At 47.5% G+C, this 12,054-nt stretch carries 11 protein-coding genes; 7 read left to right on the top strand and 4 right to left on the bottom strand.

Translation table 11 applies throughout. From position 1 onward, the window contains the following. The first annotated feature begins 354 nt into the window (after nt 1–354). Nucleotides 355–765, top strand: a complete 411-nt coding sequence (locus AXW79_RS01790; protein WP_005322140.1) for an H-NS family histone-like protein — start codon at nt 355–357, stop codon at nt 763–765. 109 nt (nt 766–874) lie between these two features. Here AXW79_RS01790 and AXW79_RS01785 read toward each other — a convergent pair whose 3' ends face one another. After that, nucleotides 875–1,123 (bottom strand): hypothetical protein, encoded by a 249-nt coding sequence (locus AXW79_RS01785; protein ID WP_011899418.1) that lies wholly within the window; start codon nt 1,121–1,123, stop codon nt 875–877. A 578-nt stretch (nt 1,124–1,701) separates the two neighbouring features. Between AXW79_RS01785 and AXW79_RS01775 the strand changes: the two genes are divergently transcribed. From AXW79_RS01775 to AXW79_RS21980, 3 genes are all read left to right on the top strand, one after another. Beyond that, complete coding sequence (locus AXW79_RS01775) at nt 1,702–3,297, top strand: PAAR domain-containing protein (protein ID WP_005321565.1); 1,596 nt, start codon at nt 1,702–1,704, stop codon at nt 3,295–3,297. A gap of 4 nt (nt 3,298–3,301) precedes the next feature. Continuing rightward, a complete protein-coding gene (locus tag AXW79_RS01770) occupies nt 3,302–3,604 on the top strand; it encodes a hypothetical protein (RefSeq protein ID WP_005321561.1) in 303 nt (100 codons plus the stop codon). A gap of 646 nt (nt 3,605–4,250) precedes the next feature. Continuing rightward, a complete protein-coding gene (locus AXW79_RS21980; protein ID WP_011899471.1) occupies nt 4,251–4,730 on the top strand; it encodes a GNAT family N-acetyltransferase in 480 nt (159 codons plus the stop codon). 496 nt (nt 4,731–5,226) lie between these two features. On the opposite strand, the gene AXW79_RS23530 is transcribed toward AXW79_RS21980, so the two are convergent. Both AXW79_RS23530 and AXW79_RS01765 read right to left on the bottom strand, forming a co-directional pair. Then, complete coding sequence (locus AXW79_RS23530; protein WP_005321548.1) at nt 5,227–5,529, bottom strand: ribbon-helix-helix domain-containing protein; 303 nt, start codon at nt 5,527–5,529, stop codon at nt 5,227–5,229. Next, a complete protein-coding gene (locus tag AXW79_RS01765) occupies nt 5,526–6,152 on the bottom strand; it encodes a ParA family plasmid-partitioning AAA ATPase (RefSeq protein ID WP_005321545.1) in 627 nt (208 codons plus the stop codon). The genes AXW79_RS23530 and AXW79_RS01765 overlap by 4 nt, the downstream gene beginning before the upstream one ends. 530 nt (nt 6,153–6,682) lie before the next feature. On the opposite strand from AXW79_RS01765, the gene AXW79_RS01760 reads away from it, so the two are divergent. Beyond that, nucleotides 6,683–7,297 (top strand): recombinase family protein, encoded by a 615-nt coding sequence (locus AXW79_RS01760; RefSeq protein ID WP_005321541.1) that lies wholly within the window; start codon nt 6,683–6,685, stop codon nt 7,295–7,297. A 165-nt stretch (nt 7,298–7,462) separates the two neighbouring features. On the opposite strand, the gene AXW79_RS21965 is transcribed toward AXW79_RS01760, so the two are convergent. Continuing rightward, nucleotides 7,463–7,993, bottom strand: coding sequence for a phosphatase PAP2 family protein (locus AXW79_RS21965; RefSeq protein ID WP_005321531.1), 531 nt, complete (start codon nt 7,991–7,993; stop codon nt 7,463–7,465). A 519-nt stretch (nt 7,994–8,512) separates the two neighbouring features. Between AXW79_RS21965 and AXW79_RS01755 the strand changes: the two genes are divergently transcribed. After that, on the top strand, nt 8,513–10,135 hold the full coding sequence (locus AXW79_RS01755) for an MCR-3-related phosphoethanolamine--lipid A transferase (protein ID WP_005321527.1): 1,623 nt from the start codon (nt 8,513–8,515) through the stop codon (nt 10,133–10,135). 69 nt (nt 10,136–10,204) lie between these two features. Continuing rightward, nucleotides 10,205–11,830, top strand: a complete 1,626-nt coding sequence (locus AXW79_RS01750) for an MCR-3-related phosphoethanolamine--lipid A transferase (protein ID WP_005321524.1) — start codon at nt 10,205–10,207, stop codon at nt 11,828–11,830. Nucleotides 11,831–12,054: the final 224 nt, after the last annotated feature.

The following is a 12,054-nucleotide window of genomic DNA, read 5'->3' as shown; positions in this document are numbered from 1 at the left end:
AACACGCTGGCCGCCGGTCAGAATATAACCCCTCTTCGTGGGGACACGTCCCCACACCCCTCCCCCAACACACCAGCTTGCCACTATCATGCCCCATAAAGGGGCCAATAAACTTCAGTGGAACGTCAGGCTACACGGGCCTTAAAAACGGTTTTGCAGGGAGGGGGGCAGGCTGGCACCTTCAATATCAGTGTAATACCTCACATATCGCGCACAGGCGAACTACAAGGCTTTAAGAATAGCTAGATAAGCTCTATGATGAAGCTCGTTTATATTGCCTCACAGAAGCGCTATTAATAGCGCTCTCGATGTTTTTTTCGTATTCATCCATGACCATAACCAGGAGTGTTGCCGGTGAATGACTTTCTGAAAGTGTTATTGAATATCCGCAGCCTTCGTGCAGCTGTCCGTGATCTGCCGTTCGAGCAGTTGCAGGAAATTAAAGAGAAGTTTGATACGGTCGTCCAGGAGCAGCTAAAAGCTGCCGAAACAGATCAAGCGGCCAAGCTGGAGCATCAGAAGAAACTTGCTGAGTTCAGAGAACTGTTGGCAATAGAAGGGCTCTCGCCGGAAGATCTGCTCAGTGGCCGGGGGCTGACCGCCTGGGCCGATGCGGGGGCGAAAGCAAAGCGTGCGCCACGTCCGGCCAAGTACCGTTACTTGGTAGAGGGTGAAGCGCGTACCTGGACCGGTCAGGGCCGCATGCCTGCCCAGATCGCAGCTGCTATCGCAAGTGGCGAGTCGCTCGACGCATTTCTGATCTGATCCCCCAGGTCAGCTGCTGGGAGAACGTGGCCAGGGGCGGCGGCGGTGGTCATTCCGCCCCTCGGCCGAGGTCGAACCGATGACCTCGCCTCACTGGCGGTGCCGTTTTTCAATCCCGCATCCCTGATACATCGATTTCCACCCGCCGAAAACCGATATTCCTGGCCGTTTGCACGGCGGCATCGATAGTCTTGAATAACCGCCAGCCGCCACGCTGGCGCTCAATGATGTCTGTCTCGCCCTGACGGCCAAATCTCACCAGGTGCAGATGATAGCCAGTACCCATTGGTGTACATGCGATCAAGGCTTTGGAAAACCCTCCCTGCTCGAATACCCACTTTGCTTTCAGCTCCTGCATATTGTTCCCTCGATTGCTGCGGCGGCCACCGGGCCAGACAAGAATAGTATGCTGAACCATTAATCAAAAACAAATATTGATTGTTCGTTATCTGATTTTGATGATTGGAAGGGGAAGGGACAGAAAAAAGGCCACTACTGGGGAGCGGCCAAGAAGAGCAAGGTCGTTACCATGGGTAGCGGCAACGCAAGGTCATCATCTCTCACTGGGGGACTCATGTCACCCCCTGATTGCCGGTTTGGGAGGTCAACTGCTTACCGTACAGAACTGTTCCATTGGACTTCATACCCCGAGTCGCGATTATCCTTTCGGAGCGCGGTGACCAATACCACCACTTAATGAAGAGCGATGATCGAATGGAGCTGGCGGTATTCACGATCAGGAGGTTGGCAGAGGCTTGGAAGGTGATCCCTTCCGATGCAATCACGCTGTTGCGGCAAGGAACCTGGATGGGCAAGAACTTGGCAAATTAGCCTAGGTACGACGGAAGCAGGCGCACCCAGCTCACAATCCGAGCTCGTTCAGCGTTCGTAAGTTTCATTTGAAGTATCATTCCTCTCTTAGTATGGAGGAATGCGATGAGAAATGTGGCAAGGAAAGGGGACCCGACGAGCACTGGTGGGATGATCCAAGACGGGGACAACAGCTGGCTCAGCGAGGGGGCCCCAACAACTTACATCGGAATGGTAGCGACCTGCTCAGCTTGCAAAGTTGGGCAAGGCCCTATTGTTGCAGTCGGTCCCCGTTCCATCATCGGGCCAGGTGGGCCGGTGGCACTGCAAGGGGATTATGTGGCCTGTGGCTGCCCAACGATGAGCAACACAATCCTACCCGCCCAGGGGACAACGGTTGGCGACAACATGGGCCCCCGTGCCAAAGCAGCCAGCGTTCCCGCCGAGCCACCCGCACCGGTCAGTTCACCGATGACCCCCCTCGTTCCGCTGGTTGATCCCTCCGTGACTAGGATCGGCATCTTCTTCGATGGCACCCAGAACAACATGCACAACAGCAAGCTCAAGGAGCAATGCGAGAGCGCCAGTGATGCCGTGTGTTCGTCAATAGAGAAGCTGATTGGCACCGGAACGTCATACGACAACGGCCGCACCAATGTGGCACGTCTACATGATGCCTACATGGGGAAGGCCATCTACATCGAGGGGATCGGCACCCAATCCGGTTTGGCGGACGACACAAAGGGCCTAGCTCTTGGTGTCGGTGGAACCGGCGTGATTATGAAAGCGCAAATGGGCCTGAATCAGCTAACTACCCAAGTTCAATCCCTCCCACCCGGCAGTGTTGTGGTTGATGTATTCGGGTTTAGCCGCGGCGCCGCCGCTGCGCGTCACTTCATCAACAAGCTGCTCGCACTAAACCTGGGTAGGCCAGTTCGAGTGGGGTTTGTCGGCCTGTTTGACACTGTAGCGGCTATCGGCTCCGCGGCGGATGGCCTGGATACGGCCGATGACAACAATTTGGGTGTGTTGCTCTACCTTGCCCCAGGATGCGCCGATCAGGTGGTGCAACTCACTGCGAGCCATGAATACCGGGTCAACTTCGCCCTCAACTCAATCAGCGCGAACCACCGTGAGATCCCCCTATACGGAGCCCATAGCGACATAGGTGGCGGGTATCTTGCCGGTGAGGAGCGGATCCCCATAGCTAGACCCTATGAGGTCACCATGATGATGGGTGATCAAGCCGCCTTTAAGGCATTCAAGTCCGAAGCCACCAAGCGTTACTATGAGGCGCAGAAAGTCTATCAGGCATACCTGGCTGACCCTGCACAACTCAAAGACGAGCTTCACCAATACTCGATCCCCACACCGTCGGGCGGAAGGACTGGCTACATTGCCAACACGATTATGACCAGGTATGTCAAACCTGAGCTGCAACTGCTTGCGGGCCACCTTATGCGACAGCTTGCCGCAGAGTCAGGCGTTCCTATTCAAGCTCTTGCTGAAACCATTCCAGACGAGCTTACTGCGATATTTGCTGCCTACCTGGCGGCGGCTACAACGGGTGGGCTGCCGACGCTGACTCCAGAGCAGGAGCACCTGATCATGACCCTGTACGCCCACTGCTCCGACAGCTGGGTAACATCGGCAGGGCTTTTCGTTAATGCGCCAGCGCCATCCAGAACGCGCATGGTGTATCAGCAACAGCAAGGGAAATAGCCACATGAAGATGTGCAGGGCTGTCATGCTCGTAGCCATAATAGGGCTGATAGCCATAGCCGTGGTCAGCCTTATCAACTCCGGGACAGACAAGCCGAAAGAGAGCGAGTCTAGGAGCCTAAACACCCCAAGTCATGGAGTTGGGGTTCTCTTCGGCTCGCCAGAGTATCAAGTCAAAGGCGAGTCAGTGGATGGAGGTTTTCTTGATAAGAAGGGGGTTGGTGAGCCAGTGGCCCCTCTCCCAGAAGAACACCGAGAAGGCGCTACTCTCAACGCCCCCAGCGATGGACGTACCAGCGAGGAATAGCCACGTCTAGTGTTGCAGATATGAAAAGAGCCCCAGATTCAGTTGGCCTCTTTGGGGGCGCTTCAGAATTTGGAATTTAAAGTACGGTAAGCGGTTGGCTCGGTGGTCACGCTCACAAACGACCGTTTGCGAGAAGTAAGGCCATGCCTGGCGGTTTACCGTACGAGGGGTTTGAGGTGAGTAGACCCGCCGGTTACCCGGACGGACCCCTCCTCAGAACCGGACTTGCGGAACTACCGCATCCGGCTCCCGACAGATCAGTATCCCCACACATATTCAGCGAGAATGGAACATTGACTGGGTTCTCCATCGTGATGGGAGGGATTTAATCGCTACCAACGGTATAGGCTAATCAAGCTACGGTTCAGCTTTGTAAGTGTATGGTGTCCCCCTCTTTAGGGGGGTTGAAGCCCAATGGAGCGGATCTGTACGCTAAGGAAATTTGTCCACTAATTCAAAAGATTAGAGACACCTTAAAATGCTGCTGTTACATGTCTACTTAATCGGGGTGGAGCTCTTTTTAGACATTTGTTTACCGCTAACGTACGTTTTCGTTCCGTTGGGCTTCAAACCCCTAAACTCGTCTGGAGTATTGATTTTGAGCATCATTTTTTAGCAACAAGCACTGCGATATTGAGGTTTTAATATGGAAAAAATAGTCAAGGCACCTAGAGACTGCAGTCCGACCGAACAGGAGCTTTTTCAGAATTTTGTTATTGAGGGCGGAGAGGTTTCGTCAGGTAGATTAAGAAACAGGATTCAACGTGCTGAACATCTTTGTTTCATCAATGATGGTGATTGCGTGGTGGCTGTGGGTGCGATTAAAAATCCTGATGATGGATATAAAACCCGCATTTTTGAAAAAGCAGGAGTGCCAAGTCCTAGCAACTATTCATATGAACTAGGTTGGTTGTTCGTTTTGACTTCAGAGAGGGAAAAAGGATACGGCAGGGCACTAATGGAAGCCCTTATGGGGTCGCTATCTGGTAAAGCGTGCTATGCAACTACCCGAGAAGACAATAACGATACGCATCGATTGCTTGGTCGATTTGGTTTTTCAAGGTGTGGACAGTCGTATAAAAGCGACAATGGTGATTATGATCTGGTTCTTTACACGAAATCATAACGAAGGGGGATGTAACGAGTTGGGCTATTAGGGGTCACCTCAGAATTCGGAAAAAATCGTACGTTAATGAGGGCTATTCCCAGTAACGGCGCTGCTTTTCACTGTCACTCACCCCTCAAAACTACATTTTTCGTGGTTCTCGAAACTCGGCTGTTCCAACAGTGAAATACGAGAGTGATTTTCGAGAAAGCGACCATCCATGCCTACATTGGCAAGGGATGGATTCTCACTGCCACCTCTCAAAAACGGTCGTTTATGAGACTTTTCACCATGCCAATGGCTTACCGTACTTTAAATTCCGAATTCTGATGCGACCCCCTTAGTTAGTACAAAACCGTTCCAATGGACTTCATACCCCCTGATCACCCCCGTCACCGCCTGATCCCCTAGTTCGGCTGCAGGGTGAACATGGCCAGGGGCAGTGGCACTCCGCCCCTCGGTCGAATTGATGGACTCTATCGAGATCAACTTAATAAGATGCTAAGATGGTATGTTGTTATTTTAATTTTGCTTCCTTTATCAGGGCTGAAATAGCGGATTTAGATTGGTTTTTGAATGCTGTTACAGCAGCTCTAACTACATCGGAACGATTGGCTCGCGCGCCACTTGAGATCATCTCTCCTCGAATTATGTCATCTATATCTCGAAGGTTTTTTTCTGAAAAAGAGATGCTGATAGGTTTTGCCTTATTAAGGATTTTTGAATTTTTAGGCTGTTCAGTGGATGCATCTATACCCGCAGAACCTCCATGTATAAAGGCTGTCTCATCACGAGAGGCTGAAGGTGTTCTATTTCTCATAGGATGATTTCCTTCACAAGTAGTTCAATTTCTTCTTGAGCTTTAATATTTTGCGTTTCAAAAATTGTCATGGATTCAGCCCATGCATCTCGGTGCGCTTTTCTATCACATACGCGTGAGGTGGCTAACTGCATTTCTGGAAATTCAACAAGCACTTCCGCTGCTTGGTTTGCTTCGTTGACGAACATATTTGTTGGCGTCATGTTCAAAACCAAATAGCCGCGAACATTTTCATTGAAATCTTTTGCTGCGGTAAAAACGGAACAAGTATGAGGAACCACATCAAGATCCATTTGGGATGGTCGCAGTGGAGAGATAAACACATCTGCTGCCATAAGACCGCTCCGCATTTCCGCACTGTCACGGCCTGCACAATCAGCGATCACATAATCGTATGATAATTCATGCTCCTTTAGCATTGCTTTTATATTGCCAGTTGCACCCGTCACTGGCATATGAGGTAGGCTTTCCGGCCGGTTGTTGTACCATGTAAGAACGGATTTTTGATCATCTGCATCGACAATTAATACCCGTTTTCTGAGAGTCATTAAGTATGCTGCAATCGAGACGGCCAACGTACTTTTTCCTACTCCCCCTTTCTGACTACCCAAAACAATTATCATAATCCCCCTCCCTATGTTGTTAACTTAACAAGTTAATAATACAGGGATGCACTTGGATAGGCAATGCCTTGTTATCTTATGATCTTGTCATCTTGTCATCTTGTCATCTTGTCATCTTGTCATCTTGTCATCTTGGTTTGCCCCATCTGTGGGGTTGGGTGAGTTTTCTTATGTACACCCCAGGTGAACCATCTAGACAGTGAGTGTCATTGTCAGAAGACGACTGCACCAGTTAACTGGGCGCAACAGCCATTGTGCAGCTGACTTCTGACAGCTAAATCTCAGCAGTCGCCAGCACCAGCCTCGACTTTGCTCAATACTCGTGTGCACCAGAAAACCCAGTCCTTGGACCGTTTGCGTGTCAATTTGGTGCAAGAGGGCATTCTTCATGAATTTTTGTCACATTATTACCCTGACGACACCCTTTGCATTCCTTAGAATAAATGACTGGTTAAGTGACCCACTTTGACGAACAAGCGCTTTCAATTCAAAATGTCACATAATCGAACGTATATGTGACGGATGTAACTATGCTGATTGGCTATATGCGGGTATCGAAAGCAGATGGTTCACAAGCAACTGACTTACAGCGTGATGCGCTGATCTCTGCAGGCCTCGACCCCTCCCATCTCTACGAAGATCAGGCTTCCGGTAAACGAGAGGATCGCCCAGGACTGGCAGCCTGCCTGAAGGCATTGCGCGAGGGCGATACATTGGTTGTATGGAAACTGGATCGTCTCGGGCGAGACCTGCGCCACCTGATCAACACAGTCCACGACCTCACAGGGCGTGGCATTGGCCTCAAAGTGTTGACCGGTCACGGCGCGGCCATCGATACCACCACTGCCGCAGGCAAGCTTGTATTTGGCATCTTCGCTGCGCTTGCTGAGTTTGAACGAGAGTTGATCGCCGAACGAACCATTGCGGGGTTGGCATCAGCACGGGCACGCGGCAGGAAAGGTGGCCGACCGTTCAAGATGACCGCAGCCAAGCTACGGTTGGCGATGGCCGCGATGGGGCAACCTGAAACCAAGGTCGGTGATCTGTGTCAGGAGCTAGGGATCACTCGGCAGACCTTATATCGACATGTTTCGCCAAAAGGCGAGCTACGTGGTGATGGCGTAAAGCTGCTCAATGGTGGATGAAGCGTTCTGGTAGTGCAGTCGGCTTTTGACATTCTGTGCAATCGTCTTCTGAAAATGACACGGTTACTAGCAAAGATGTGTCAGGCTTTGCCAATGGCTTGGTATTAAAAATGGCGATGTGCTTGTACACATCGCCATTAAGTTAATTTCAAGGGCATAGATAGATCAATATCGATAACTCATCAAAATTCCATGAGCACCATCATTCATAATTCCAGGTGCAAACACCAACTGTTGATCATACGGAGTGGTAAACACGTAGCTAAAACCAGTAGCAATCACTGCACTGGCGATTACATCACGCCAGTAATGATTATCTGATTCAACACGAGACCAGCCTACTGCTCCAGCGGCAAGGTAAGCAGGAAGCCCATAGCTCCAGCCATAACGCATATGCAGATAGCTTGCACCACTAAAGGCCCAGGCCGTATGACCAGACGGGAAGCTTTTCGAACCACCATTTGGCCGTGTTGCATCAACCGTATTCTTCAATATCTCAACAGTTGCTGTAGTTGATACAAAAGCATAACCAAAATCCTTCAACCCTTCATAGTCGTCTTTATACCAGGAGATCCCTGCTGCAATAGCAGGTAAGGCAAATTGCCCGATATCACCATATGTCTCAAATGCACTAGATGCATATACAGGGCTAAAGAAGCTACTAATGACAGCTGCGAGAACAATCTTTTTATTCATATAAAATCCATTTTATGTTAATTCCTTTTTCATCAGCCTAAAGGAACTGACTCTCCTATCAATGCGCTTTATTCATAAATATGATCCAGCGCATCAATAGAGTTTTAACTCTATTGATGCTAGGTTTACATTTGCTTGATGTTTGATCGACTTGCCATTTTTCAATAGACCTGATAATGATTTGCTCATTACTTAATCAGCGGTCTGCAATGCTTACCAAGGGAAGGTGCGACCCACTTGTTCGCACCTTCCTTAACATACATTATTGTCCGCCTATTAATGAAATCAACATTCAATAATGGAACGTTTCTTGAACTGAGAACATCTTAAGATTTTCTTAATTTTGGTGATATAACATATATGAGATAGATGTTTTTGTGACTTAAGTCACACTTTGGGCGGTAAATGATTAAATACTGATTAAGCTTCTGTACGGCTTTGTTACTATTCTACCGCAACATGTCGGGACAGGGTGTCTCGCCTATAGATTTATATTTTGAGGCTGTAAATGGAGCTGTTATGCCTTTCATAATAAAAATTAAAATTGTGCCACTTGTTTTTTTGTTGGCATTTTATTTTGCATTCATGCTGAACTGGCGCGGCGTTCTCCATTTTTATGATGTCCTCTACAAACTGGAAGACTTTAAGCTTGGGTTTGCAGTCTCCCTTCCAATTCTGTTAGTTGCGGCACTAAACTTTGTTTTTGTCCCATTTTCATTTCGATATTTAGTGAAACCATTTTTTGCTCTTCTTCTCGTGTTGAGTGCAATCGTCAGCTATACCATGATGAAGTATCGTGTCTTGTTTGATCAAAACATGATTCAGAACATTTTTGAAACGAACCAAAGCGAAGCATATGCCTACTTTAGCTTACCAATTTTGGGATGGGTTACGTTAGCAGGAATAATTCCAGCGGCATCATTGTTTCTTGTTAAAATTGAGTACGAGACAGAATGGTACAAAGGGATCATTCTACGAGTGTTATCCATGATTGCATCCTTATTTATCATTGGCATTATCGCGACATTGTATTATCAGGATTATGTTTCAGTAGGACGAAATAATCCAAATTTACAGCGTGAAATTGTCCCTGCAAACTTTATCAACAGTTCAACTAAATACATTTATAATCGCTATTTTGCAGAACCAATTCCTTTTTCTACTTTGGGAGATGATGCTATACGGGCCATGGACAAAGATAAACCCACCCTAATGTTCCTAGTTGTGGGGGAGACTGCTCGTGGTAAGAATTTCTCAATGAACGGTTATGAGAAGGATACAAACCCTTTTACCAGTAAAGTCGGTGGGGTCATCTCATTTAAAGATGTGCGCTCGTGTGGAACTGCAACAGCAGTATCTGTGCCTTGCATGTTCTCCAATATGGGGAGAAAAGAGTTTGATGCTAATCAAGCTCGCAACAGTGAGGGTCTGCTAGATGTGTTGCAGAAAACGGGGATCTCCATTTTTTGGAAGGAAAACGATGGAGGCTGCAAAGGAGTCTGTGATCGAGTTCCTAACATCGAAATCAAGCCGAAGGATTATCCAAAGTTCTGTGATAAGAACACATGCTATGACGAGGTTTTACTGCAAAACCTGGATGATGAGATCGCTCGGATGAAAGGGGACAAGCTGATTGGTTTCCACTTGATAGGTAGCCATGGCCCAACCTACTACAAACGCTACCCTGATGCTTATCGCCAGTTCTTGCCTGATTGCCCACGTAGCGATATCGAAAACTGTACAGATGAAGAGCTTACAAACACCTATGACAATACCATTCGTTACACCGACTTCGTGATTGCAGAGATGATTGCCAAGTTGAAAACCTACGAAGATAAGTACAACACGGCCTTGATCTACGTCTCTGATCACGGTGAATCACTGGGAGCATTGGGGCTTTACCTGCACGGTACACCGTACAAGTTTGCACCAGATGACCAGACCCGTGTGCCTATGCAAGTCTGGATGTCACCCAATTTTACCAAAGAGAAAGGGCTGGATATGAAGTGCTTGCAGAATAATTCAGCTATCTACCGCTATTCGCATGACAATCTTTTTCCATCTGTTTTGGGACTCTGGGACATTAAAACTAAGGTTTACGACAAGACCTTAGATATATTCAAACAATGTCGAAAAAACTGAATTATGTGTCATGTGTTATTTTTAATAAAACAGTTCTAGTAGAATTGAAGGGTTTATCAGGGAGAAGTTATGTTTTCGGTAGTCAAAATAAGAGTTGTTCCATTCATTTTATTGTTGGCCTTTGTTTTTTCGTTTTTACTAAACTGGCCAGTTTTGCTCCATTTTTATGACATTCTGTCCAACCTTGAACACTTTAAGGTCGGTTTTGTTATTTCAATTCCTTTTTTACTTGTTGCGGCTCTTAACTTCGTCTTCATGCCATTTTCTATCCGCTATCTGATGAAACCCTTCTTCGCCTTCCTCTTTGTGATGGGTTCTATCGCTAGCTATACCATGATGAAATATCGGGTATTGTTTGATGGTGACATGATTCAGAATATTTTTGAAACAAATCAAAGTGAAGCATATGCCTACGTAAACCTATCTATCATTATGTGGGTTCTGTTTACAGGAGTGCTTCCTGCCATATTAATTTTCTTTGTGAAAATTGAGTATGCATCTACTTGGTATAAAGGTATTGCTCAGAGAGCACTCTCTATGCTGGCCTCGTTAGCAATAGTTGGGGTTATTGCGGCATTGTACTATCAGGATTATGCATCTATTGGCCGCAACAATCAGACTCTAAATCGTGAAATTGTCCCAGCCAACTTTATGTATAGCACCAGTAAATATCTTTATAGACGCTATATGGCTGAGCCTGTCCCCTTTACTACTTTGGGCGATGACGCTACACGAGTAGCGAAAGAAGACAAGCCCACTCTGATGTTTTTGGTTGTTGGTGAAACCGCTCGTGGTAAAAATTTCTCCATGAATGGCTACGAGAAAGAAACTAACGCTTTTACCAGTAAGATTGAGGATGTCATTTCTTTTAACGATGTTCGTTCATGTGGCACTGCTACAGCAGTATCGGTGCCCTGCATGTTCTCCAATATGGGGAGAAAGGAGTTTGATGATAATCGAGCTCGCAATAGTGAAGGGCTACTTGATGTATTGAATAAAACCGGGATCTCCATCTTTTGGAAAGAGAACGATGGCGGATGCAAAGGTGTTTGCGATAGAGTCCCGAATGTCGAGGTCAAGCCGAAGGATCATCCTAAGTTCTGCGATAAAAACACATGCTATGACGAGGTTGTCCTCCAAGGTCTTGATAATGAGATCGCTCAAATGAAAGGAGATAAACTGGTTGGCTTCCACCTCATAGGCAGCCATGGCCCAACCTACTACAAACGCTACCCTGATGCTCATCGCCAGTTCCTGCCTGATTGCCCACGTAGCGATATTGAAAACTGTACAGATGAAGAGCTTACAAACACCTATGACAACACCATTCGCTACACCGACTTCGTGATTGCAGAGATGATTGCCAAGTTGAAGACTTACGAAGATAAGTACAACACCGCGTTGATCTATGTCTCCGATCACGGTGAATCATTGGGGGCATTGGGGCTTTACCTGCACGGTACACCGTACAAGTTTGCACCGGATGACCAGACCCGAGTACCTATGCAGGTCTGGATGTCACCAGGATTTACCAAAGAGAAAGGGATTGATATGACGTGTTTGCAGCAGAAAGCTGCTGATACCCGTTACTCACACGATAATATTTTTTCATCTGTGCTGGGTATCTGGGACATCAAAACATCAGCTTACGAGCAGGGGCTCGATATTTTCAGTCAATGCCGTCTTGTGCAATGAGTATTATTTTGGGGGCTCAAGCCACCAAAAATCTGTTCAATAGTTAGTTTCATGACCATTGCGCATATGTTTCATTGTTGAAACTCGGCGTGGGGCAATGTCGAAAGAGGAAGATGAAATGGCAAAACCTGAGGCAGGTCTATACAGGCCGTGGTGGCGTCGTGGTGGTTTACCGCGGTGAGGGGCAAGGTTGGGTCAATGAGCTGTGAATCGCCCCCAGTTCC

The sequence above is a fragment of the Aeromonas salmonicida subsp. salmonicida genome (genome assembly GCF_001643305.1).
Lineage (GTDB): Bacteria > Pseudomonadota > Gammaproteobacteria > Enterobacterales > Aeromonadaceae > Aeromonas > Aeromonas salmonicida.
The sequence above is the reverse complement of the archived record's forward strand: the minus strand, read 5'-3'. Positions and strand labels throughout refer to the sequence as shown.

What these genes read in the sequence shown, in the direction of transcription:
- AXW79_RS01785 (WP_011899418.1), bottom strand. Translation starts at nt 1,123, where the DNA reads ATGCAGGAGCTGAAAGCAAAGTGGGTATTCGAGCAGGGAGGGTTTTCC.
- AXW79_RS01775 (WP_005321565.1), top strand. Translation starts at nt 1,702, where the DNA reads ATGAGAAATGTGGCAAGGAAAGGGGACCCGACGAGCACTGGTGGGATG.
- AXW79_RS01770 (WP_005321561.1), top strand. Translation starts at nt 3,302, where the DNA reads ATGAAGATGTGCAGGGCTGTCATGCTCGTAGCCATAATAGGGCTGATA.
- AXW79_RS21980 (WP_011899471.1), top strand. Translation starts at nt 4,251, where the DNA reads ATGGAAAAAATAGTCAAGGCACCTAGAGACTGCAGTCCGACCGAACAG.
- AXW79_RS23530 (WP_005321548.1), bottom strand. Translation starts at nt 5,529, where the DNA reads ATGAGAAATAGAACACCTTCAGCCTCTCGTGATGAGACAGCCTTTATA.
- AXW79_RS01765 (WP_005321545.1), bottom strand. Translation starts at nt 6,152, where the DNA reads ATGATAATTGTTTTGGGTAGTCAGAAAGGGGGAGTAGGAAAAAGTACG.
- AXW79_RS01760 (WP_005321541.1), top strand. Translation starts at nt 6,683, where the DNA reads ATGCTGATTGGCTATATGCGGGTATCGAAAGCAGATGGTTCACAAGCA.
- AXW79_RS21965 (WP_005321531.1), bottom strand. Translation starts at nt 7,993, where the DNA reads ATGAATAAAAAGATTGTTCTCGCAGCTGTCATTAGTAGCTTCTTTAGC.
- AXW79_RS01755 (WP_005321527.1), top strand. Translation starts at nt 8,513, where the DNA reads ATGCCTTTCATAATAAAAATTAAAATTGTGCCACTTGTTTTTTTGTTG.
- AXW79_RS01750 (WP_005321524.1), top strand. Translation starts at nt 10,205, where the DNA reads ATGTTTTCGGTAGTCAAAATAAGAGTTGTTCCATTCATTTTATTGTTG.